The 22506-nt window shown below is 63.3% G+C and carries 18 protein-coding genes; 11 read left to right on the forward strand and 7 right to left on the reverse strand.

From position 1 onward, the window contains the following. Positions 1 to 28: 28 nt before the first annotated feature. The gene (locus tag C0Z16_RS25195) at positions 29 to 709 is read left to right on the forward strand and encodes a hypothetical protein (protein ID WP_102634786.1); all 681 of its coding nucleotides are present in this window, start codon (positions 29 to 31) and stop codon (positions 707 to 709) included. A 129-nt stretch (positions 710 to 838) separates the two neighbouring features. After that, positions 839 to 2023, forward strand: coding sequence for a cystathionine beta-lyase (locus tag C0Z16_RS25200; RefSeq protein WP_102634876.1), 1185 nt, complete (start codon positions 839 to 841; stop codon positions 2021 to 2023). A 179-nt stretch (positions 2024 to 2202) separates the two neighbouring features. Here the strand turns inward: C0Z16_RS25200 and serB are convergent, their stop codons facing one another. Next, the gene (gene serB, locus C0Z16_RS25205; RefSeq protein ID WP_102634787.1) at positions 2203 to 3042 is read right to left on the reverse strand and encodes a phosphoserine phosphatase SerB; all 840 of its coding nucleotides are present in this window, start codon (positions 3040 to 3042) and stop codon (positions 2203 to 2205) included. A gap of 318 nt (positions 3043 to 3360) precedes the next feature. On the opposite strand from serB, the gene C0Z16_RS25215 reads away from it, so the two are divergent. From C0Z16_RS25215 to C0Z16_RS25235, 5 genes are all read left to right on the forward strand, one after another. Continuing rightward, positions 3361 to 4611, forward strand: a complete 1251-nt coding sequence (locus tag C0Z16_RS25215) for a cytochrome P450 (protein ID WP_102634789.1) — start codon at positions 3361 to 3363, stop codon at positions 4609 to 4611. 161 nt (positions 4612 to 4772) lie between these two features. Continuing rightward, positions 4773 to 5786: a non-homologous end joining protein Ku gene (gene ku, locus C0Z16_RS25220; RefSeq protein ID WP_102634790.1), complete on the forward strand. Its 1014-nt coding sequence runs from the start codon at positions 4773 to 4775 to the stop codon at positions 5784 to 5786. 30 nt (positions 5787 to 5816) lie between these two features. Then, positions 5817 to 8738 carry a DNA ligase D gene (ligD, locus tag C0Z16_RS25225; protein ID WP_102634791.1) on the forward strand — a complete coding sequence of 974 codons (2922 nt, stop codon included), beginning with the start codon at positions 5817 to 5819 and terminating at the stop codon, positions 8736 to 8738. 46 nt (positions 8739 to 8784) lie between these two features. After that, positions 8785 to 9099: a hypothetical protein gene (locus C0Z16_RS25230; protein WP_102634792.1), complete on the forward strand. Its 315-nt coding sequence runs from the start codon at positions 8785 to 8787 to the stop codon at positions 9097 to 9099. 224 nt (positions 9100 to 9323) lie between these two features. Further along, a complete protein-coding gene (locus C0Z16_RS25235; RefSeq protein WP_102634793.1) occupies positions 9324 to 9887 on the forward strand; it encodes a DUF6013 family protein in 564 nt (187 codons plus the stop codon). A gap of 22 nt (positions 9888 to 9909) precedes the next feature. On the opposite strand, the gene C0Z16_RS25240 is transcribed toward C0Z16_RS25235, so the two are convergent. Together C0Z16_RS25240 and C0Z16_RS25245 are read right to left on the reverse strand one after the other, a co-directional pair. Next, the gene (locus C0Z16_RS25240; RefSeq protein ID WP_102634794.1) at positions 9910 to 10716 is read right to left on the reverse strand and encodes an ABC transporter permease; all 807 of its coding nucleotides are present in this window, start codon (positions 10714 to 10716) and stop codon (positions 9910 to 9912) included. Further along, positions 10713 to 11423, reverse strand: a complete 711-nt coding sequence (locus C0Z16_RS25245) for an ABC transporter ATP-binding protein (RefSeq protein ID WP_102634795.1) — start codon at positions 11421 to 11423, stop codon at positions 10713 to 10715. Before C0Z16_RS25245 ends, C0Z16_RS25240 begins: the two co-directional genes overlap by 4 nt. A 181-nt stretch (positions 11424 to 11604) precedes the next feature. Here C0Z16_RS25245 and C0Z16_RS25250 point away from each other — a divergent pair, with 181 nt between their 5' ends. Next, on the forward strand, positions 11605 to 14157 hold the full coding sequence (locus C0Z16_RS25250) for an AsmA family protein (RefSeq protein WP_102634796.1): 2553 nt from the start codon (positions 11605 to 11607) through the stop codon (positions 14155 to 14157). Positions 14158 to 14276: 119 nt separating this feature from the next. Here the strand turns inward: C0Z16_RS25250 and C0Z16_RS25255 are convergent, their stop codons facing one another. Then, positions 14277 to 14768 (reverse strand): hypothetical protein, encoded by a 492-nt coding sequence (locus C0Z16_RS25255; RefSeq protein WP_102634797.1) that lies wholly within the window; start codon positions 14766 to 14768, stop codon positions 14277 to 14279. 335 nt (positions 14769 to 15103) lie between these two features. Here C0Z16_RS25255 and C0Z16_RS25260 point away from each other — a divergent pair, with 335 nt between their 5' ends. From C0Z16_RS25260 to C0Z16_RS25270, 3 genes are all read left to right on the forward strand, one after another. Continuing rightward, positions 15104 to 16714 carry a sensor histidine kinase gene (locus tag C0Z16_RS25260; protein ID WP_102634798.1) on the forward strand — a complete coding sequence of 537 codons (1611 nt, stop codon included), beginning with the start codon at positions 15104 to 15106 and terminating at the stop codon, positions 16712 to 16714. 160 nt (positions 16715 to 16874) lie between these two features. After that, on the forward strand, positions 16875 to 17366 hold the full coding sequence (locus C0Z16_RS25265; protein WP_102634799.1) for a response regulator: 492 nt from the start codon (positions 16875 to 16877) through the stop codon (positions 17364 to 17366). Between the two features lie 83 nt (positions 17367 to 17449). After that, a complete protein-coding gene (locus C0Z16_RS25270; protein ID WP_102634800.1) occupies positions 17450 to 19429 on the forward strand; it encodes a hybrid sensor histidine kinase/response regulator in 1980 nt (659 codons plus the stop codon). Between the two features lie 105 nt (positions 19430 to 19534). On the opposite strand, the gene mscL is transcribed toward C0Z16_RS25270, so the two are convergent. From mscL to argE, 3 genes are all read right to left on the reverse strand, one after another. Beyond that, positions 19535 to 19981, reverse strand: a complete 447-nt coding sequence (gene mscL / locus C0Z16_RS25275; RefSeq protein WP_102634801.1) for a large conductance mechanosensitive channel protein MscL — start codon at positions 19979 to 19981, stop codon at positions 19535 to 19537. A 97-nt stretch (positions 19982 to 20078) separates the two neighbouring features. Further along, the gene (locus tag C0Z16_RS25280) at positions 20079 to 21113 is read right to left on the reverse strand and encodes a threonine/serine dehydratase (protein ID WP_102634802.1); all 1035 of its coding nucleotides are present in this window, start codon (positions 21111 to 21113) and stop codon (positions 20079 to 20081) included. A 56-nt stretch (positions 21114 to 21169) separates the two neighbouring features. Further along, positions 21170 to 22396 carry an acetylornithine deacetylase gene (argE, locus tag C0Z16_RS25285; RefSeq protein WP_102634803.1) on the reverse strand — a complete coding sequence of 409 codons (1227 nt, stop codon included), beginning with the start codon at positions 22394 to 22396 and terminating at the stop codon, positions 21170 to 21172. Positions 22397 to 22506: the final 110 nt, after the last annotated feature.

Consider the following 22506-nt stretch of genomic DNA (forward strand, 5'->3'; position numbering starts at 1 on the left):
GCGGTATCCAGCAATGAGGAAGGAACGGATGCGGGAATCGAAATCGGTGAAGGGCGCAGTGCGTGGGCGCAGCGTAAAAGTGGTGAGCGTTGCCGCGTTGCTGTGTGTGAGCGCGGCGGCTTCGCTACCCGTGCAGGCGTGGGCGCAAAGCGATGCCGTCAAGGAACTGGCGGCGCCGCCGCCGATTCAGCTGCCGCTCAAGCCAAGCCGCGAATTCGCAAAATTCCCGCGCTACAGCGGCAAACTCGGCTCGCGTCAGATCGTGCTGCGGCTCGGCCCGAAGACGGACGATTCGTCCGGCGTTCATGGCGAGTATCAGTTCACGGACACTGGCGAAGTGATCCTGATCGCCGGCGACCGTGACGGCGATACGCTGGAAGTCGAGGAATCGAACGACGGCACGCACATCACCGGGAACTGGGTCGGCAAATTCGCGGCCGATGGTTCGGTAGCCGGCGACCGGATGAACGTCGACGATTCCGACCCGCAGCCGTTCGATCTCAAGCCCCTGGCCGCGGGGCAAGCGGTGCCGGCGGCGGGCGCACCGGCGGCAGCGGCCGGGAAGGCTGGCAAAACCGCTGCTGACGGCGCGGCCCAGGCGACTGCACCTGCCGCGATCTCAGCCGCACCCGCACCCGTAGCCGCCGCAGCCGCAAAGCGCGGAGGCCAGCCCGTCGGCGGCGTCAGCAATCTGCAAACCGGCGAGTGAGCCTGCGCGCGGCGCGAGCCTCACGGTTCTTGCGCGCCGCCAGGCGAAATTTCGCGGACTCGTCTACTCTTGGCTGACCGGCGCCGCCTTTCGCGCGCGCCGCTCCGTCCGCTTTTCATCGAATTCATCATGACGCAATCCAAACTCAAACGCGCTCTGCAAACACGAATCGTGCACGCGGAGGACAAGCTCACGCCGGGCTTCGAGTCTTTTTCGATGCCGGTCACGCGCGCGTCGACGGTCGTGTTCCCCGACCTCGCGACGATGCGCGCGCTCGACTGGAAAAACGACGCGCAGTGGCGCTACGGCCTGCATGCCACGCCGACGGCGCTTGCGTTAGCGCAGCGCCTCGCCGCCATCGAGGGCGGCAATCATGCGCTGTTGCAGCCGTCGGGCCTGTCGTCGATCTCGAACGTGTATTTCGGGCTCGTCAAGGCAGGCGACGACGTGCTGATTCCCGACAACGTCTACTCGCCGAACCGCGATCACGGCGACTGGCTGGCGCGCGATTTCGGCGTGACGGCGCGTTACTACGATCCGATGATCGGCGCGGGCATCGCCGATCTGATCCGGCCGAACACGCGCCTCATCTGGCTCGAAGCGCCCGGCTCGGTGACGATGGAAGTCGCCGACGTGCCCGCGATCACCGCAGCCGCCAGGGCGCGCAACGTGGCGACGGCGATCGATAACACGTGGTCCGCCGGCCTCGGTTTCCGGCCGTTCGATCACGGCGTCGACATCTCGGTTCAGGCGCTGACCAAGTATCAGTCAGGCGGCGCAGACGTGCTGATGGGCGCGACCATCACCGTCGATCGCGAACTGCATCTGAAGTTGAAATCGGCGCGCATGCGCATGGGCATCGGCGTGTCGTCGGATGACTGTTCGCTGATCTTGCGCAGCCTGCCGACCATGCAGGTGCGCTTCCAGCAGCATGACCGCTCGGCGCTTGCGCTGGCGCAGTGGTTGAAGATGCGGCCGGAGATCGCCGCGGTGTTGCATCCGGCGCTTGCCGACTGTCCCGGTCATGAGTTTTTCAAGCGCGACTTCACGGCAGCAGGCGGATTATTTTCCGTCGTGTTCGACGGCCGCTACAGCGCCGCGCAAATCGACACATTCTGCGAGTCGCTCGAGCTGTTTGCTATCGGCTGGAGTTGGGGCGGCGCGCACAGCCTCGTGATGCCGTACGACATCGCGTCGATGCGCACGGAAGGTCAGTGGCCGCATCGCGGCACGCTGGTCCGGTTCTACATTGGCCTCGAAGAAGAGGCCGATTTGCGTGCGGATATCGAGCAGTGCCTCGCGGCCCTGGCGTGAACGTCTGACTCCGGCTGGGGCGTAGGAAAAAAAAGCCCACGCGGGATGCGTTCCCGGTGGGCTTCTTTGTGAATAGATAAATCTGGATGAGGGCTGCGCCGGCCTTGCAGCTCTGAGTCAGGCCTCAGTCAACTGTCAGTCAGCTCTCCGTCAGCTCTCCGTCAGCCCTCAGCTGGACCTCAAAACAACCGCAACAACCCATCGAGGCCCACGTAGTTGAATGCCACGTTGGCCGCTTCGCGCACGACCGGCTTCGCCCGGAACGCGACGGAAAGTCCCGCCTCGGCCATCATTTTCAGATCGTTGGAACCGTCGCCCATCGCAATCGCCCGGAATGGTTCAATGTGCAGTTGCGCGCAAGTCTCGCGCAACGTGCGCGCCTTCACATCGGCGTTGACGATTTCGCCGAGCACCTTGCCCGTCAGTTTGCCGTCCACAATCTCGAGCATATTCGCGCGCGTGAAGTCGAGGCCGAGCCGCGCCTTCAGTTTTTCGGTGAAGAAATTGAATCCGCCGGACACGAGCAGCGTTTTCAGTCCGGCTTCTTTCGCGCCCGCCAGCATCCGCTCGGCGCCCGGCGAGAGTTGCAGGCGCTCTTCGTAGACCCGTTCCAGCGCGCTCGCGTCGAGGCCCTTGAGCAACGCGACACGGCGCGTCAGGCTTTCATTGAAGTCCTTGATCTCGCCGCGCATCGCGGCCTCGGTGATCGCGGCGACTTCCGCTTTCAGGCCGCAGAAATCAGCGATTTCATCAATACATTCGATCGTGATCAGCGTCGAATCCATGTCCATGGCGACGAGGCCGAACTCATGCAACTGGCGGCCCGCTTCAACAAAAGCGTAGTCCAGCCGATGCGTGCCGCAATAGACGTCGAGGTCGGGGCGCTGCGCGACGTCGGCGTCGGCGATGCGAATCGCGGTCGCGTCGACGACGGTGGCGTGCGAACCGCGGGCAAGCGCGACGAGCGTTTTGTGGTGATCGACGGAAAGGGGCGCAGGGCTTTGGATGACGAGGTTCATGAGCGACGCATTGACGCAGGAAAGGGCGCGCGCGCGGCTCGCGCGGAAAATCCCGCTATTGTAGCGGTTCGCAACGGTTCGACGGCGCGGGCGGTCGCGAACATGAGGCGCGGGCTGACGACAGTGCAAACCGTCGACGCCCGGTTCATACTGACAAATCAAACGACGCCCGCGGCTCATTGCATTCGCGCCTTCAAGGCGCTGCGCGAACTTCAGTAACGCGACGCAAGGAAAGCACAAGCAAAGCCCACGCATTGCCAGAGCAAAGAGCAATAGCAAAGAGCAAGCGCTACACGGCGCACCACATGGAGACAACGCATGCCCACGGCGACCGCCGGCGACGCAGCCACCATCGCGCGCGACTTCGATCTGCGCCATCTGAGCCGCGAGTTTTACGCGGACCCATACCCGGCTTACCACGCGCTGCGCACGCATGAGCCGGTCAAGCGCATGCCGGACGGGTCCCTCTTCCTCACACGTTTTCGCGACGTGCAGGCCGTGTACCGCGATCCGAAAACCTTCAGTTCCGACAAGACCGTCGAATTCAGGCCGAAGTACGGCGACTCGCCGCTCTATGCACATCACACAACGAGCCTCGTGTTCAACGATCCGCCTCGCCATACACGGGTGCGCAAGCTGATCGCCGGGGCGTTGACCGCGCGCGCGATCGCGGCGATGGAGCCGGGCCTCGTTCGTCTCGTTGACGGCTTGCTGGATGCCGCGGCTGAACGCGGACGCATCGATCTGATCGGTGAATTCGCGTCGGCGATTCCGGTGGAGATCATCGGCAATCTGCTCGACGTGCCGCATGCCGAGCGCGCGCCGTTGCGCGAGTGGTCGCTCGCTATCCTGGGCGCGCTGGAACCGTCGCTCACCGAGGCGCAATTGGAGCGCGGCAATCGCGCGGTGAGCGAATTCGTCGATTATTTGCGCGGTCTGGTCGCACGGCGCCGGCGTGAGCCGGGCGACCCCCAGCATGATGTCCTTACGCGTCTGATCCAAGGCGAGCGTGGCGAAAGCGGCGAGCGCGGCGGCGAGCAATTGTCCGAAGAAGAACTGCTGCAAAACTGCATTTTCATTCTGAACGCGGGCCACGAGACGACAACGAACCTGATCGGCAACGGCCTCGTCACGCTGACCGAATGGCCTGAGCAGCGCGCCGCGTTGCTGAGCGAGCCGTCGTTGATCGAATCGGCAGTCGAAGAATGTTTGCGCTTCGAGAGTTCCAACCAGCTCGGCAATCGCTTGACGACCGTCGATACGGAAATTGGCGGCTTCCCCGTTGCGCGCCGCACGCCCATCACGCTGTGCATCGGCGCAGCCAATCGCGACCCGGAGCAGTTCCCCGTGCCTGACCGCTTCGACATCCGCCGCGCGCCGAACCGGCACCTCGCTTTCGGCTTCGGCATCCATCAATGCGCGGGCGTCTCGCTCGCGCGGCTCGAAGCCCGCATTGCAATCGGCCGTTTCGTTCAGCGCTTTCCTTCATATCGACTCGACGGCGAGCCGACGCGTGGTGGACGCGTGCGCTTTCGCGGCTTCGCCAGCGTGCCATTGCAGTGTCTATAGCACTCGAATTGGCAATGCGCGGGACTCCGTAGTTTTTGCCGCCATCATGCAAGACTTACAGCGACGCGCGCCACGATAACGACGACCCGCACCGCGCGGCGGCGCAAAACCGTGGCACGCTTGCTGCTTCACCATGGGTCTTAGGCCCAGGGGAGCGCACGATGGCACACATGATCTGGAAAGGCGCGATCAGCTTCGGCCTCGTTCACGTACCGGTGCAGTTGTATCCGGCCACGAAGTCGGAGAAAGTGGGCTTCAATCTGCTCGACAAGCGCACGATCGACCCGGTCGGTTACAAGCAGATCAACAAGCGCACGGGCAAGGACGTGACGCGCGATAACATCGTGCGCGGCTTCGAGTACGAGAAGGACAAGTACGTGGTTCTGACCGACGAGGAGATTCGCGCGGCGAACCCCGAATCCACGCAGACGGTCGACATTCTTGCGTTCGTCGACGCGCCCGACATCTCGTTCCTCTATCTCGACACGCCGTACTTCCTCACGCCGGACCGCAAGGGCGAGAAGGTCTATGCGCTGCTACGCGAGGCGATGAAATCGTCGGGCAAGGTCGGGGTGGCGAGTGTCGTGTTGCATAACAAACAGCATCTGGCCGCACTGATTCCGGTCGGTCCGGTGCTCGCTCTGAATACGCTGCGCTGGGCCAACGAGGTACGCGATTTCGACGAATTCAAGCTGCCCGCCGAAGGCACGAAGGCGGCGGGCGTCAGCGCGCGCGAACTCGATATGGCGAAAAAACTGATCGACGACATGAGCGACGCGTGGGATCCGTCGAATTATCACGATACGTTCCGCGACGACATCATGGCGCTCGTCGATCGCAAGGTCCGCGAGGGCAAGACCGAGGAAATCACCGAGATTGAAGCCCCGCGCGAAGCGCGTCAATCGGCCGACATTCTGGATCTGTCCGACCTGCTCAAACGCAGTTTGGGGCGCGGCAAGAACAAGCCGGCGACAGGCGCGCGCAAGCGTGCCGCGGACGACGCGGCTGCCGACGAAGAGACGGATGCCGACGAGGAAAGCGGCTCGACGGCATCGCGTAAAAAGCCACGCGCCACGCGCTCGACACGCGCGCCGCGCGGCAGCGGCAGCAGCAGCGGTGGCCGTTCAGCCGCGAAGTCGACGACGGCGGCGCGCAAACGCCGCGCGGCGGCTTGATGGAATGATAAGTGGGCCGCAGTCCTCGCCATGAACGACAGACTCGATCTCTACAACCGCAAGCGCCGCTTCGATGAAACGCCGGAGCCCGCGGGCACGCGTGCGACTCGCAAGCGAGGTAGCCGCAAGGCGGCACCGCGCGGAGCGGACGAGGGGCTGTCGTACGTCATTCAGGAGCACCACGCGCGGCGTCTGCATTACGACTTCCGGCTCGAACTGAACGGCACGCTGCTGTCGTGGGCCGTGCCGAAAGGGCCGTGCCTCGATCCATCGGTGAAGCGCCTCGCCGTGCATGTGGAAGACCATCCAGTCGAATACGGTTCGTTCGAAGGCGAGATTCCTCCCGGCAATTACGGCGCGGGCACGGTGATCGTCTGGGATCGCGGCACGTGGGAGCCAGTCGGCGGCGTGGCCGAGGCCGAGCGCACCTATCGCGCCGGCAAGCTCAAATTCCGGCTGCACGGCGACAAGCTGCACGGCGGCTGGACGCTCGTGCGCAGTCACATGCGCGGCAACGCGGACAAGGAGCAATGGCTGCTGATCAAGGAGCGCGACGAAGCGTCTCGCGACGACAGCGAATACGACATCCTGACCGAACGGCCTGGCAGCGTGCTCGGCGGCGCGGCTGCGCCGGCGAGCGGTGGAAAAGCAACGAAACAGGCGGGCAATCAGGTCGCCGCCAAGAAGGGCAAGACGGCATCGGTGCGCGGCGATCCAAAGCGCCCGGACATCGTCGCGACGCGCAGCAGCGAGTCGCTGCGCGAACTCGCCGCATCGCCCGCGATAGAAGGCGCGGTCGAGGCCAAACTGCCCGCAACGCTCAAGCCTCAGTTGGCGACGCTCGTCGACGCAACGCCGCCCGGCGACGACTGGTCGTACGAAATCAAGTTCGACGGCTATCGCGTGCTCGCCCGCATCGACGCAAGTGCGAAAGGACACGCCGTGCAGGTCTTCACGCGAGCGGGCAACGACTGGAGCGCCAAGTTCAGCAAGCAGGTGAAGGCGTTCCAACACCTGGGCATCGAAAGCGGGTGGCTCGACGGCGAAGCAGTCGTGCTCGACGAGAACGGCGTGCCGAGCTTCCAGGCGCTGCAAAACGCGTTTGACTCGAACCGTCCACAAGACATCGTCATTTATCTGTTCGACGTGCCGTTCCTCAACGGCTACGACCTGCGCGGCGTGCCGCTCCAGCAGCGCCGCGCGATTCTCCGCGCGCTGCTCGAACCGATCGACGACAGCGTGCTGCGTTTTTCAAACGACTTCGAGTTCAGCGCCGACGATCTGCTAAAGAGCGCATGCGACATGGCGCTCGAAGGCATCATCGGCAAGCGGCGCGACAGCGGCTATATGTCCGGCCGCTCGGCCACGTGGATCAAGCTGAAATGCCGCCGGCGCCAGGAGTTCGTGATCGGCGGCTACTCGGAACCGTCGGGCAGCCGCGCGGCGTTCGGTGCGTTGCTGCTGGGCGTGCATGACAGCAAGGGCAAATTGCAATACGCCGGCCGCGTCGGCACGGGCTTCGATGCCGCATTGCTGCGCTCGGTGAAAAAGGAACTCGACGCGCATGAAACGAAGCGCATGCCGTTCGCGAGCCCGCCGCGCGAGCGCAGCCGCACGCCGGTGCATTGGGTCGAACCGGTGCTCGTCGCGGAATGCAATTTCGCGGAGTGGACGAGCGACGGCATCGTGCGCCAGGCGTCGTTCGTGAGTCTGCGCAACGACAAGCCGGCGCGCCAGATCGTCAAGGAAGCACCGCGCAAAGGAGACGACGTGCAACAGCAAACCGATATCGAAGCCGGGACCGCGCCGAAGAAACGTTCGGCGCGCGATGGGGCCGCGAGCGCCGATAGCGAGGCAGAAACCGCGACCTCGACTGCGAAGAAGAAGGGCGCTGCTAAAACGGAGGAGAAAGACACATCAAGAGAGACGGCAAAAAGGACAAGGAAAGCGACAACGAAAATAAGCGCACCGACGGAAGAAACGTCCGACGCAAAGGCTACAAGCAAAACCGCCAGGACCGCCAGCGAAACACTCGCAACCCGATCGAAAAAATCGTCGCCGCCGGCCGAAGTTGCCGGCGTTCGCATCTCGCATCCCGACCGCGTGATCGACAAGAGCACCGGCGCGCGCAAGATCGACCTCGTGCAGTACTACGAATCGGTCGCGCAATGGATGTTGCCGCACCTCGTCGACCGGCCCGTGTCGCTGGTGCGCGCGCCCGAGGACATCGGCGGCGAGCTGTTTTTTCAGAAGCACACCCAGAAGCTGTCGATCCCGAACATCACGCAGCATCCCGGGCTCGATCCCGGTCATCCGCCGCTCCTTACCGTCGACAGCGCCAAGGCGCTGGTCGGCGCCGCGCAAATGGGCACCATCGAATTTCACACGTGGAACGGCGTGGCGTCGAATATCGAAAAGCCCGACCGCGTCGTGTTCGACCTCGACCCGGACGCGTCGCTCGGCTGGGAGCGGATGATCGAGGCCGCTCAACTGACGCGCTCGCTGCTCGAAGAACTCGGCCTCGCGGCCTTTTGCAAGACGAGCGGCGGCAAGGGCCTGCATGTCGTGGTGCCGCTCGCGAAACACGCGGGCTGGGATGAAGTAAAGGAATTCTCGCAGGCCGTCGCGCAACACATGGCGAGCACGCTGCCGAAGTACTTCAGCGCAAAGATGGGTGCGCAAAATCGCAAGCAGAAGATCTTCGTCGACTATCTGCGCAATAACCGCGGCTCGAGCACGGTCGCCGCGTTTTCGGTGCGCGCGCGGCCGGGCCTGGGCGTTTCGGTGCCGCTCGCGTGGGACGAAGTCGCGACAACCACCGGCGGCGATCAGTGGAACATCCAGAACCTGCACGAGCGTCTCGCGGACCTCACGAGCGACCCGTGGGCCGACTATCCGAAAACGCGCCAGCGCATTACCGCGGCAATGAGAAAGCGCCTGAACGGAGGCTAGCCGCGCGCATTGCGCCGCCACATTCAATACATGCAAGGAGCACGCTATGAAGAGCACACCGCAATCGTCGGACGGCGACAAGCAGGCCGATCCGCATGCACAAAAGCACCCGCGCTCATTGGAGGATGCAGCCGCGCCGCTGCCGCATGAGAACGACCAGAACGCGGAGTCGCAGAACGACGAGGATCCGCGGGGTATCGGCAAGCAGGCGCATAGCGACGTCGAGCGCGGTCTGCAAGACACCGACCGCCGCGGTGGCGGCGAGTATCAGGAAAAGACGCAGAACGACGCGCACACCGACGTCAATTCCGACGGCAGCTCGGACAACAACTCGCCTGGCACGGGAAGCGGCAAACGCTGACTTGCGGCGCGAGCAGCTCCTGACAAAACCCATCTGCGCAAGCGGGGTAACACCCGATATCAGGAAAGCACGCGCGGCATCGCTTGGCGGTAGACTGGTGGAGCATCATGCCAAAACGGTTGCGTGTCCCGCGTCCGCTGCCGCCCTTCGGCACGCTTCACGCGGATCATGCGCGGGCAGTCGCGCTAACGGGGCACGCAGCGACACAACAACGAGGTGACAGTATGAGCTCCAGCTTCAAACTTTCCGCCGTTTCAGTTGTCGCTTCTCTCGCGTGTGCGCTTGCTGCGGGTCTGCTCACGCCGGCCGCTCATGCGGCCACGCCGATCACGGTAACGTCGGAATCCGCCCTCGACGGTCCGATTCGTTACACGGTCCGCGTCACATCGAAACAGTTCGGCAACTCTCAGGAAACGCGCACGATCCGCTCCGGCCAGTCCGACGACTTCACGTGGAAGACCGTGCCGCCCGGCGGCGCGGTTGCCGCCACCGATGCGTGCCCGAACTACGCGTCGCTGCCGCTCGATGCCAACGGCGCGATGATCCGCCAGACGCAGATCCGTCTCGCGCCGGTCGTCGCCGACGACGGCACGGCGACCGTGCAATTGAGCTTCCAGGCACACAAGCCGGATGGCGTCAAAACGGTCACGGCCAGTGGGAAATCAATCAAGTGTCCGAACGATGTCAGCATGAGCCAGGTCCTGCGTTTTACGATGCCGGTGAACGGCAGCACCAAAACGCTGACGCTCAGCGACGGCAGCACAGTGGCGATCAGCGCGAAGCGCTGAGGCACGTCGGGCGCGCGGCGGTTCAGCGCCGCGCCGCAGTCCGCTCGATCAAGCGGGCGGACAGAAACCGGTGTTCCGCCGAAAACAGGCGCCGGTATGTGAGTAGCACCGCGCCCACTGTTCCGAGCGCCGATGAGGCGGCGATCAGAAACATGATGACGATCTGATAGCGCACCGCCTGCAACGGCGACTGGCCAGCCAGCACCTGGCCGGTCATCATGCCGGGCAGGCTCACCACGCCGACCACGGCCATCTGGTTGAGCGTCGGCATCATGCCGGCGCGCACCGCCTGACGCGCGGGCGCCTGCGCGGCTTCCCAGCGGCTCGCGCCGAGCGCGAGCGCCATGTCGACGCGGTCGCGCCGCGCGGTGAGTTCTTCCGTCATCCGCTCGATGCCGAGCGATACGCCCGTGAGCGTATTGCCGAGGATCATGCCGAGAATCGGAATCGCATACTGCGGCTCGTACCAAGGGTGAATGCGGATCACGACGAAGAGGCCGACTGCGGCCACCAGCCATGAACTGGCCCAGATCGACAGCACGCTGTCCGCGAGCTGTCCGACGTAAGTGCGGCTGCCGCGTTGCGCGCCCGCGAAACCGGCGATCAGCGTCATCAAGATCATCAACGGCAGTACGACGAACCAGTGGTCGTAACGGAACACCCAACCCAGCACATAGCCGATCGCAAGCAACTGCACGACGGTGCGTACCGCGGCCCACGCGAGCTTGCGTTCGAGGTCGAGCTTGAGCGCGACCGATACCACGCCGTTCACGACGATCAGTAGCGCGGCAATCGCGACGTCCCAGAGACTCAGGTTTTGGAGTGTCATCGAGTGGTTTCTCCGTGAGCGGGCGTGAGCGCGGACTCGTCGAGCGCGCCCGCCCGCATCGTCAGATGGCGCTCGCTCATTCGCGCGGCCTGCGCCGCATCGTGAGACACCCAGATCGAAGCACGAGCGCGAGGCTCGGCCTCGAACCATGCGCGCACGAGTTCCTCGATGGCATGCGACGACTCGGGGTCGAGCGAGGCCGTCGGTTCGTCCAGCAGCAGCACTTGCGGCGCGAGCTGCAGCACGCGGATCAGCGCGGTGATTTGCGCTTCGCCGCCTGACAGTTCGCTTGCGCGCTTGTCGAGGAAATCGCCGCCGCGGCCCGCTTGCGCGACGAGGCTTGCCGCTTGCCCGCGGTTAAAGCGCACGTCGCGATACGCGCGCAGTTCGAACGGGTAACGCAGATTGTCTTCCACGCTGCCGTCGAGCAGTGCGGGCCGCTGCCGGATATAGGCGACGTTGCGCCGGTAGCGTGGAATCGCGGCGCGGGCGACCGGCGCGCCATGCCAGACGATGCATCCGGCGTCGAGCGGATCGAGCAGCGCGAGCGAGCGCAGGAACACGCTCTTGCCGGAACCCGACGGGCCTGTGACCGCGACGCGGTCGCCCGCGTGGAGCGCGAACGTGGTCGGCTGAAGGAGCGTCTGGCCGCGCGACGCATCGCGCCTGACGATACCGTCGGCGAGGACGAGGGGGACGTCGGTCATTGAAAGGGTCGGTCCGGGAGAAGCGTGATGAGCGTTGCAGCATCATAAAGGCACAGCAGCACAGGCAGGAACAAGCGGCCGCAAACAGCGGGAATACCCGCCGACGACCGATGCCCGCCATGCTCAGCGGGCACAATATCTGCTGATCAAACACAACGAAGAAAAGCGCGGGAGCCTTTTAATGGCAGCGTCGAGCACAATCGGAAGACGGATTGGAAAAATCGTCGCGTGGATACTGGCGATTGTCGTCATTCTCGTTGTTGCGCTCACGGTTTTCATTCTGACCTTCGACTGGAACCGCGCCCGGCCGTATGTAGACGACAAGGTCACGCAGGCTATCGGCCGTCAGTTCACGATCAACGGGGATCTGAAGGTGCGCTTCCGGCATGCGGTCGGCGAAACCGGTTGGCGAAGCTGGGTGCCCTGGCCGCTTTTCTCGGCGTCCAACATCACGATAGCGAATCCCGACTGGGCGAAGCGGCCGCAGTTCGCAACGCTGGACGAGATCCATTTCCAGGTCAAGTTGCTGCCGCTCGTCACCCACGACATCGTGATTCCGGCGATCAACCTCGTCAATCCTTCTGTCGATCTCGAACGCATGCTCGATGGGCGCAACAACTGGACCTTCCAGTTACCGTCATCGAAGACGCCGTCGCAATGGAAGCTTCAGTTGCATGACATTGTGTTCACGAAGGGCAACATCGCTTTGTCGGATCAGCAGAAGAAAGTCGACGCGCAGTTGGTCGTCGATACCCTCGGTCAGCCGATTCCGCTCGGCGAAGCGTTGAAGCAGCAGGAACAGGCGTCGCGCAACGCATCAGCCGAAGCGATCGGCAAGGGTGGCGCAAAAAAATTGAGCGCTCAGGCCGATGCACAGGCGGCATCGGCGGCTTCCGCTGCATCGGCTGCCGCCGCATCGGGCGCTTCGGCGACAGACATCCACGCATCGGGCACGACAGCGGCCACGGGTGCCTCGGGCGGGCTCGTCGCGGGCGGATCGAAGGGCGCGAGCAGAGCAGCGGCGAGCGGCGCCAGCGCTCGCGCGAGCGGTGCAACCGCCGCGTCTGCATCGGGCGTGAGCGGCGCAACGGTGACATCGGCATCGGGCGCGAGCGGCGCCGCCGGCACGAATCCCGCGCGCGGCGCACAGGGCGACATCCCGCCGTACGCGATCGGCTGGACCCTGAAAGGCACCTACAACAAGACGCCCGTGTCGGGCAGCGGCAAAGTAGGCGGCGTGCTGGCGCTGCAGGACGCGAACCGGCCCTTTCCGGTGCAGGCGGATGTGAAGGCCGGCGATCTCCGCGTCGGCCTCGTCGGCACGGTCACGGACCCGGCGCATCTTGCCGCCGTGGACCTGCGCCTATGGGTACAGGGCAGCAGCATGGCGAAGCTTTATTCGCTGACGGGCGTGACCTTGCCTGAGACGCCGCCTTACGCAACCGAAGGACGTCTCGTCGGTCAGTTCAAGTCCACCGGCAACGTCTTCAAGTATGAAAACTTTACGGGCCGCGTAGGCGGCAGCGATTTGAATGGCTCGCTGATTTACACGGCGCGCCAGCCGCGCCCGCTGTTGCAGGGCGAACTCGTGTCACACTTGCTGCAGTTCTCCGACCTTGCGCCGGTGATCGGCGCCGACTCGAACGCGAGCAAAGCCAAACGCGGCACCGCAGCAAAGCAGCCGGGCAACAAGGCCTTGCCTGTCGAGGAATTCCGCACCGACCGCTGGAAGGCAATCGACGCCGACGTGAAGTTCACCGGCCGACGCATCATCAAGAACGTCAATTTGCCGATCACCGATCTGTACACGCATATCGTGATGACGAACGGCGTGCTGTCGCTCGAGCCTTTGAAGTTCGGGGTGGCCGGCGGCACGCTCGCGTCGGACATTCATCTGGACGGCAGCGGGACGCCGCTCAAGGGACGCTTTGCGACTTCCGCGCGGCATGTGAGGCTCAAGCAGTTGTTCCCGAACTTCAAGACGATGCAAAACGCGCTCGGCGAAATCAATGGCGATGCCGCGCTCACCGCGACGGGCAATTCGCCCGCGGCGCTCGCGGCGACGTCGAATGGCGAGGTGAAGGCGCTTGTCACCGAAGGCACGGTGAGCCGCTTGCTGATGGAAGCCGCCGGCTTGAATGTCGCGAACGTGGTGTACGAAAAGCTGTTCGGCAATCGCGACGTGAAGATCAACTGTGCGGCCGCCGATTTCGTCGCGACCAACGGCGTGCTGGAGTCGCGTGTGTTCGCGCTCGATACCGACGACGCCGTGATCGACATCGACGGCAATCTGAATATGCGGGACGAAACGATGGATCTCGGCGTGCATCCGCATACCAAGGGTTTTCGCGTCTTTTCGCTGCGCTCGCCGCTGTATGCGAAGGGCACCTTCAAGAATCCGCATGTCGGCGTGAACGCGGGCGCGCTGGCGTTGCGCGGCGGCGCGGCAATCGGGCTCGGTCTCATCAATCCGTTTGCGGCGTTGCTGCCGTTGCTCGCGCCAAGCAACAACAAGCCGTTGCCGTGCGCTCAACTGCTGTCGCAGGTTCGTCAGGCGCCGGCGGCTCCGCCGCCCGGCAGCAAGCAGCAGCCGAAGCCCGCGATTTCACTCGAAGGTGCGCCGGTCAACAAGCGATCGGCGGGCGCGGCTTCGGCGGCTTCGGCGCCGGCTGCGACCGGGCGCAAGCCCGCGGTCGTCGCGCCGGCGAGTGCCGCTGAGTACAAGGGGAGCTGATGACTTGCGTTCTTACCGCGGACTGGTGGAGCTGGACGCTCGGCGGCAGCCTTTCTTTTATCTTTCTGTGGCTGATCAGCGTGCCCTCGACATAGCGGCCGCGTCGCAACCATAAAAGCTTATCGTAACGAACGCGGCGTAGCGTCGCCCGCCGCGTCTTGCCGCCGGACTCCGCGACGCGCACCGACGCGTGTCGCGCCGAACTCTGTCAGGATCTTGCCGCGAGCGCGGCTTGCAAATACCAGGAATCCGAAGCCATCGGCTTCATACCAGTAACCGCCGTTCTCAAGACCGTCGAGCGGTTGTTCCAGTGCATTCGTGATGGATTCGATACAGCGCCGCCGCAATTCCACCGCTGCCGGATAGGGCGGTTGCGCGCCGCGCACGCTGCATAGAAGTACGTCGAGGCCAGGCAGCACATGTGCATAAAGGACCGGCTCGTCTTGCGCCCGAGCGCGCGCAATTTTGGTGTCGAGCTGACCGAAGGGCTTGAAATGCCGCAGTACCGCGAGGAACGACTCATCGCCGTCCACCTTCGCGCGTCTACGCTTTTTCGGGAAGGACATAAAAATTCGCCTGAAAAAGAATTGCAAGAAACGCAGCGTCCTCATGCGACAACTCCCGGCTTCGCGCGCCGCACGTCGATCTTTTATAGCATACGACAAGGCCGGATTCACGATGATTCGACGACTCCGCCGCCTCACCGCCTCCCGCACGAATCATGCCGAACCGCCTCGCCGCGCGCCTTCGCATTCCACCACATCTGACTCCATCATAGACGCACGACGCGCGGAAAAAACATCTTGCACCAATAAAAAAGTCATTTTTATGTGAGCCGGCGCATCCTGGACTCACGTTGAAATATTGCCGATTCACGTCGATAATGGCCCGTCCGGCTGGCGGGTTCCCGCAAGCCGCCGCGGCGTGAACGACCCTTCGGGCGAACATGAAATTATTCACCAAGGGTCTGCTGCTGATCGCAGTGCCCAGCCTGGTCGAGCTGGCGCTTCTCGGCGTCGTCTTCGATACCCAGGAGCAAACGGCGCAGGCCGCGCAGTGGGTCACCAATAGCAAGCAGATCCTTTATCAGTCATCGGCGATTATCGATCCGCTATTGCGCCAGGCCGCGCGCGTTCGCACCGGCATGGTGATCGGCGATCCGTCGTTGATCGACCGGCATACGGTGTGGATCGACGTAAGCGACCGTCTGTCGAAGCTCGATACGCTGGTGGCGGATACGCCGCAGCAAGTCGGGCGGGTGCATAACATGAGGCGCGCGATCGACGCCTATCGCGCGCAGACCGTAGCCGTTTCGCAGACGCTGCATGAAGGGCGCAGCGCGAAGTCGTTCGCCGCGCTAGAGAGCAGCGCGCTGCCGCAGCCCATCGCCGTGTTTCGCGACGAACTCGCGGCATTCGGCGAAGAGGCGTCGCGTCTGGATTCACAGCGCTCGGCGGCGCTCGCGCGGCGTCGTGCGCGTCAACAATATGCGTTGATCGCGGCGGTGCTCGGATCGATGTTGATCTGGGCGGCCACGGCGGTGGTATTTGCGCGCAACATCGGCCGGCGGCTGGAGGTGTTGACCGATAACGCCGAGCGTCTGGGCAACGGCCGGCCGCTTGCCGCGCGCCTGTCCGGTAACGACGAAATCGCGGCACTAGACGCCGTGCTCCATGAGACCGGCGCGCGTCTGCGTGAGGCGGAAGCCGAACAGGCGTCGCTCAAGGCGCGCCTCGAAGCGCGCGCGCAGGAACTGGCCGGCGTCAATGAGGAACTGCGCCAGGAGACACAAGACAATGAAATGTTTATCTACAGCGTATCGCACGACTTGCGCTCGCCGCTCGTGAATCTGCAAGGATTCTCGAAGGAATTGCAGGTCTCGTGCGACGAGCTGGACAGCATCGTCGTTGAAGCCCGCCTGCCGGATGATGAACATAAACGTATGACGCATATTCTCGACGGTGATGTGCGCGAATCCTTGCACTACTTGCGCAGTGCGGTCACGCGGGCGGCGGCGATCATCGAAGCGCTGTTGCGGATTTCGCGTGCCGGCCGGCTCGAATATCAGTGGCAACGCGTGAGCGTGGGGCGCGTGGTGGCGCGCGTGGTCGATACGCTGCAGGGCGCCATCGGGCAGCACGAGGCAGTCGTCACCGTGCGCGACCTGCCGCCCGCGTGGGGCGATCCGGGCGCGATTGAACAGATATTCAGTAACCTGATCGGCAATGCGTTGAATTACCTCGACCCGGCGCGCACTGGACGCGTCGAGATCGGCGCGCTCGAGCCCGGACCCGTCGACGAGAACGGGCCGCGCGCGGTGCGCATGCGCACTTACTACGTGCGCGATAACGGCTTGGGGATTCCGGCTGCCTATATGTCGAAAGTGTTCCGCGCGTTTCAGCGTCTGCATGGCGAGGTGGCGAACGGCGACGGGGTGGGCCTCGCGGTAGTGCGGCGTGCCGTGGAACGGCATGGCGGGCGCGTATGGGTCGAATCGGCGGAGGGCGCGGGGTCGACTTTTTTCGTCGTATTGCCCGAACAGCCCATGCGGCTTTAATGTGGATGGCCGCAGTAAAGAACTGCACCGGATGACCAGTTGGGCAACGCAAAGACCGGCTCGACGGGCCGGCAGCGCCGCATCGACACGAACGAGGCATGAACCAGAGCCGAATCAGAGCCTACCCAGGCACGAACCGATAAAGCGGGAGGGAGGGGATATGAGTCACGGGGAAACGGTCAGCATTGTTCTGATCGAAGACGACGACGGCCATGCCACGCTCGTCGAACGCAATCTGCGCCGTGCCGGTGTTTCGAACGGTTTCGTGCGCTTTCGCGATGGTCAGCAAGCGCTCGATTATTTTTTCGGTGCCGACCCGGCTGACGCAGGCGATGCTCGCGCAACTCGCGCGCATCCCGACCCCGAAGATCTGAAGAACTTCGTCGTGCTGCTGGATCTGAAGATGCCGCGCGTGGACGGCTTCGAGGTATTGCGGCGCCTGAAGGAATCGCCGCAGACCGCCCCCATGCCCGTGATCGTGCTGACCACCACAGACGATCCCCGCGAAATCGAGCGATGCTATGAACTCGGCTGCAACGTCTATATTACGAAGCCGGTCGAATACGATGCATTTATCGAAGCAGTGCGACGTCTCGGGTTTTTCCTGCAGGTGGTGAAGCTGCCGTCCGGGCATCGCGTCGCCCCGTCATGACCACCGTCACAAGTGGCGAGTGACAAGTGACAAGTGACCGGACAACGCACGGACTCCACAGACCTACTCCACGAAGATTGCGCATGACCGAAGAAGTATCCCCGCCCCCGCAGCCTGCCGCATGCATTCTCGTCGTCGATGACGACGAGGGCATCTTGCGGCTCGCGCGCAAGTCGCTTGAGCGCGCCGGCTGCCGGGTCGCGGTGTGCGCCACTGTGGAGGCGGCCCGCGAGCGGCTCGCCGGCGCTGGCCTTGATCTGCTGGTGCTCGACTATCAGTTGAGCGGACCGGAAACCGGACTCGACTTCTTTCGCCGTCTGCGCGCGGAAGGCGTGCGGATTCCCGCCATCCTCGTGACCGGCTTTACCGATGAATCGCGCGTGATCGAAGCGCTGCGCGCAGGCGTGTCCGATGTGGTGCCGAAGTCCGGCGATTACCTCGATTACCTGCCCGAAGCGGTGGAACGGGTTCTATCGCAAGTGCGCTTGCAGCGCGCGTCGGATGAAGCCTTGCTGCTGCGCGATCGCGAGCAGCATTACCGCAATCTCTCCGAGGCACTGCCGCACCTCGTGCTCACCTGCAATCGCGCGGGAGACTGCGATTTCCTGTCGAAGCAGTGGTACGACTACACCGGCCTTGCCGAAAACAGCTCGCATGGTCTTGCGTGGCTCGATGCGGTGCATCCCGACGATCGCGAGGAAGTCCGCCGTAGCTGGCTCAAGGCGGTGGCGAGCAACGCGGGCACCTATCGGCACGAGTTGCGGATTCGTCGCCACGACGGCGAATACCGCTGGTTCAACACGCGCATGGTCGCCACGCGCGACACCGACGGCAAGATCAGCAAATGGTTCGGCAGTTGCACAGACGTCCATTCCGAGCGCGAAGCAATGGAGGAGCGCGAGCGGCTTCTTGCTTCTGAACAGGCCGCACGCCAGATCGCCGAAGAGGCAAACCGCGCGAAAGACCGCTTTCTCGCGATGCTCTCGCACGAATTGCGCACGCCGCTCACGCCAGTGCTGGCGGGCGCGAGCGTCCTCGAGATGATTCCCGATCTGCCGGATCAGGCGCGGGCAAGCGTGCGCATGATCCGCCGCAACGTCGAACTGGAAGCCCGGCTGATCGACGATCTGCTAGACCTCACGCGCGTGGCGAACGGCAAACTGCGTTTGTCGCTGGAAACGGTCGACGTGCATGACGTGATGGACAGTGTGCTCGACCTGTTCCGCAGCGAGATTCAGGTCAAGCAGCAGGACGTGCATGTGCACAAGGATGCCAAGAACCATTACGTGCTCGCCGATCGCGCGCGCCTTCAACAGATGCTGTGGAATCTGATTCGCAACGCCGCGAAGTTCACGCCGGACGGCGGACATATCTATGTGCGCACGCGCGATGAACGCATGCACGTGCAGATATCCGTGGAAGATACGGGCATCGGTATCGAGCCGGAACAGATCGGCAAACTGTTCAATGCTTTCGAGCAGGGCGATCAGAACATGACGCGGCAGTTCGGCGGACTGGGCTTGGGGCTCGCGATCACGAAGGCGCTCACAGACGTGCATGGCGGCACGGTCACTGCACAAAGCCCCGGGCCGCATTGCGGGGCCACTTTCACCATCACGCTGCCGACCGCGGCGGAACCGGCGCAAACGTCGCTCGTCGTGATGCCCGATCACGTGCATTCGGCCGGTGTGCTTAACATTTTGCTGATCGAGGATCACGTCGATACGGCCGAAGTCATGGCGCAACTGATTCGCACGCTCGGCCACGATGTCACGACCGTGAGTCGCGTGGACGACGCACTCGCCGCCACGCAGTTGCAGACCTTCGATCTGGTCATTAGCGACGTGGGCTTGCCCGACGGCACGGGCCTCGACTTCATCAAGGCATATCGGGAACATTCGAATGCGCCGGCGGTTGCGTTGACCGGTTTCGGCACCGACGAAGACGTGCGCCGTTGCCTCGCCGCCGGCTTCACTTCGCATTTGACGAAGCCGGTGAACTTCGCTCAGCTGGAGACGATGATCGAGAAGGCCATCAATATGAAGGCGCAAAAGAACGTGTAACGCGAAACGCCGATTGAATGCCGCGAGCGCCTGTGCGCACGAAGCAAAAGGGCTGTTGCGAGTGTATTCGCAACAGCCCTTTTTGCTTCGATCAAGCACGCAAGCTTAGCGTGGCGAGTTCTTCAACGAGTCGCGGATTTCACGCAACAGCAGCACGTCTTCCGGCGGTGGCGGCGGTTCCGACGGCGCCGCGTCGGCCGGTTTGCGCAGATTATTGATGAACTTGACCATCAGAAAAATGATGAACGCGAGAATCAGGAAGTTGATGAGCACGGTGATGAACGAGCCGTAGCCGATCATCGCAACGCCCGCCGTTTGCAAGTCTTTATACGATTCGGGGTTGCCTTTGAAGCTCGCCGGAATCGCGCCGAGGCGAATGAACTTGTTCGAGAAATCTAGGCCGCCGGCGGCAACGCCGACAACCGGCATGATCAGGTCTTTCACAACTGAATTGACGATGGTGGAGAACGCGCCGCCGATAATCACACCGACCGCGAGATCCATCACGTTGCCTTTAAGGGCGAATTCCTTGAATTCCTTGACCATGCTCATAGAGTTTCCTCCCGGATATCGATGACGAGATCATACCAACCTCAAACCGATAGACTAGTCCTTTGACCGGAAAACTGGGAGACGCGAGGATTGTTTTTTATTCAGGAAGCTGTGACACGCCATGGCGCGCCCGTTCGATATGCGCAGCAAAAGTGACCGGATCGGTATTGGTGCCGCATAGCAGTACGCCCACCCGTTTGCCTTGCAGCTTCTCGCGCAGCGGTCCGAGCAGCGCCGCGGTGGCAGCCGCACAAGCGGGCTCCACGGCCAGCTTCAGTTGTCCGAACAGGATCAGCATGGCCGCGCGCAGTTGATCGTCCGATACGGTGACGAGTTCGTCGATATGACGGCGGCACAACTCATAACTGTATTCCTCGGTGTGCGGCGCCATCAGTGAATCGGCGATACCGTGCATGTGGCCCATCTTCACGGTGTGGTTCGCCGCGAAACTCCTGCCCATTGCATCGGCGCCTTCGGGCTCGACACCGAACACGTGCACACCAGGATTCGCGAGCCGCATGGCCGTGGCGACACCGGCCGCGAGACCGCCGCCGCCAATCGGCACGATCACGGCTTCCAGGTCGGGCGTTTGCGTCGTCCATTCATAGCCGAGCGTGGCCGAGCCGAGCACCGTGCGATAACCGTTGAACGGATGCACGAAATAGCGGCCTTCTTCGGCCTCGATGCGACGTACGAGCTCGAACGCTTCGGCGATGTTTTCGGCGAACACGATCTCCGCCCGATATTGGCGGCATAGCGCGACACGCGCCGGATTGGCAGCGCGAAACAGCACGACCTTCGCGCTGATGCCGAGCCGCATCGCCGCATACGCAACCGCCACCGCATGATTGCCGCCCGACACGCACGTCACGCCGGCGCTGCGTTGCGCTTCGTCGAGCGCGAGCAGATTCGTGAACGCGCCGCGCGCCTTGAAACTGCCGCCCGCTTGCAGCAGCTCGAATTTGAAGTTGACCACCGTGCCTTCGAGCGACGCGAAGTCGAGCCTGTCGAACACCGGCGTTCGGGCCACCCACGGCGTCAACGCAAAGTGCTGCGCGGCGATATCGTCGAGCGTGGGGATCGGCTCGCCGTCGATCGTATGGTCGGTATGCTGCGGCGTGGCAGTTGACATGGGCGTGGGCGCGAGTTTGTCGATAGGAGAGTGGACGCTTTGCTTATAGGTCGGTTTCAGTGCGCGTGCGCATCCACCGACATGCTGTGAATGAACTTGTGCAGGAAGCGCTCGCACTCCGCGAGTTGATCCAAAGCGACGAATTCGTTTGCCTTGTGCGCCTGCTGGATGTCGCCGGGGCCGCACACGATGCTCGGAATGCCTGCCAGCGAAAACAGCCCGGCCTCCGTGCCGTAGGCGACCTTGCGCTTGTCCTGGTCGGCGGTGAGCGCCCGCACGAGTTGCGTGATGGCTGCCTGCTCAGACGAATCGAGTCCGGGCGCCGCAGCGATCTTCGTGATCTCGATTGCCGCGGACGGATGCTCGCGCAACATTTTTGGCAGCAACGTTTCGCGCGCGTACTGGTCGATGCGCGCGAAGATGGGCTCGGGATCGAGCGTAGGCAGATTGCGGAATTCGAACTGGAATTTGCACTCGGCCGGCACCGTATTGATCGCATTGCCGCCGACGATCGTGCTCGTTTGCGCGGTGGTGAAGGGCACGTCGTACAGTTCGTCGAACGGGCCTTGCTCGCGGAACTGATCGGCCATGTCGCGGATATAGCAAATGAGGCGCGCTGCGTATTCGATCGCGTTCAAGCCCTGTGGCGTGAGCGACGAATGCGCCGCCTGGCCGCGCACGCAGCACTGGTAAGCGTTGATGCCTTTATGCGCCACGATGGGCCGCATGCTGGTCGGCTCGCCTACGATGCAGCCGTCCGGCTTCACGCCGCGTTTCATCAGATCGGCGATTAGCAGCGGTGCGCCCGCGCAGCCCACTTCCTCGTCGAATGAGAGCGCGAAGTGAATCGGCTTGGCCAACTTCGTGCGCTGCATGTCGGGCACAAGGGTAAGCGCCGCGCCGATGAAACCTTTCATGTCGCAAGTGCCGCGGCCATACAGTTTGTCGCCGCGAATTTCCGGCTTGAACGGATCGCTGTCCCATTGCTGACCGTCCACGGGCACCACGTCGGTATGACCCGACAGCACGACGCCACCGTTCGTTTCGCCGTCGTGCGCCGGGATGGTCGCGAACAGGTTGGCCCATTTGCCGCTTTCATCGTGCGTGAGCGTGGCTTGAATGCCGAGGCCGCGCAGCTCGTCGCGCACGGTTTCGATCAGACCCAGATTGGGATTGCGGCTGACCGTATCCATCGACACGAGGCGGGTGACCCAAGGGAGCGAGGCCGGCGAAGCAGCGGCGGATGTTTGCGAGGACTGCGCTGAATCAGCGACGTGAGACATGACAAGACTCCGGCATTTGAGTCTTTCGATCATACCCAAAAAATGCCGGCCCGTATGCCGCAGTGCACGTTTTGCGCAGCGCAGCATTGCGGAAAAACGCTAGACGTATG

It is taken from the genome of Paraburkholderia rhynchosiae (assembly GCF_002879865.1).
Classification (GTDB): Bacteria; Pseudomonadota; Gammaproteobacteria; order Burkholderiales; family Burkholderiaceae; genus Paraburkholderia; species Paraburkholderia rhynchosiae.

What these genes read in the sequence shown, in the direction of transcription:
- C0Z16_RS25245 (WP_102634795.1), bottom strand. Translation starts at nt 11,423, where the DNA reads ATGACCGACGTCCCCCTCGTCCTCGCCGACGGTATCGTCAGGCGCGAT.
- C0Z16_RS25230 (WP_102634792.1), top strand. Translation starts at nt 8,785, where the DNA reads ATGAAGAGCACACCGCAATCGTCGGACGGCGACAAGCAGGCCGATCCG.
- C0Z16_RS25240 (WP_102634794.1), bottom strand. Translation starts at nt 10,716, where the DNA reads ATGACACTCCAAAACCTGAGTCTCTGGGACGTCGCGATTGCCGCGCTA.
- C0Z16_RS25200 (WP_102634876.1), top strand. Translation starts at nt 839, where the DNA reads ATGACGCAATCCAAACTCAAACGCGCTCTGCAAACACGAATCGTGCAC.
- serB (WP_102634787.1), bottom strand. Translation starts at nt 3,042, where the DNA reads ATGAACCTCGTCATCCAAAGCCCTGCGCCCCTTTCCGTCGATCACCAC.
- C0Z16_RS25260 (WP_102634798.1), top strand. Translation starts at nt 15,104, where the DNA reads ATGAAATTATTCACCAAGGGTCTGCTGCTGATCGCAGTGCCCAGCCTG.
- C0Z16_RS25195 (WP_102634786.1), top strand. Translation starts at nt 29, where the DNA reads ATGCGGGAATCGAAATCGGTGAAGGGCGCAGTGCGTGGGCGCAGCGTA.
- ku (WP_102634790.1), top strand. Translation starts at nt 4,773, where the DNA reads ATGGCACACATGATCTGGAAAGGCGCGATCAGCTTCGGCCTCGTTCAC.
- C0Z16_RS25280 (WP_102634802.1), bottom strand. Translation starts at nt 21,113, where the DNA reads ATGTCAACTGCCACGCCGCAGCATACCGACCATACGATCGACGGCGAG.
- C0Z16_RS25255 (WP_102634797.1), bottom strand. Translation starts at nt 14,768, where the DNA reads ATGAGGACGCTGCGTTTCTTGCAATTCTTTTTCAGGCGAATTTTTATG.
- C0Z16_RS25235 (WP_102634793.1), top strand. Translation starts at nt 9,324, where the DNA reads ATGAGCTCCAGCTTCAAACTTTCCGCCGTTTCAGTTGTCGCTTCTCTC.
- mscL (WP_102634801.1), bottom strand. Translation starts at nt 19,981, where the DNA reads ATGAGCATGGTCAAGGAATTCAAGGAATTCGCCCTTAAAGGCAACGTG.
- C0Z16_RS25270 (WP_102634800.1), top strand. Translation starts at nt 17,450, where the DNA reads ATGACCGAAGAAGTATCCCCGCCCCCGCAGCCTGCCGCATGCATTCTC.
- ligD (WP_102634791.1), top strand. Translation starts at nt 5,817, where the DNA reads ATGAACGACAGACTCGATCTCTACAACCGCAAGCGCCGCTTCGATGAA.
- argE (WP_102634803.1), bottom strand. Translation starts at nt 22,396, where the DNA reads ATGTCTCACGTCGCTGATTCAGCGCAGTCCTCGCAAACATCCGCCGCT.
- C0Z16_RS25265 (WP_102634799.1), top strand. Translation starts at nt 16,875, where the DNA reads ATGAGTCACGGGGAAACGGTCAGCATTGTTCTGATCGAAGACGACGAC.
- C0Z16_RS25250 (WP_102634796.1), top strand. Translation starts at nt 11,605, where the DNA reads ATGGCAGCGTCGAGCACAATCGGAAGACGGATTGGAAAAATCGTCGCG.
- C0Z16_RS25215 (WP_102634789.1), top strand. Translation starts at nt 3,361, where the DNA reads ATGCCCACGGCGACCGCCGGCGACGCAGCCACCATCGCGCGCGACTTC.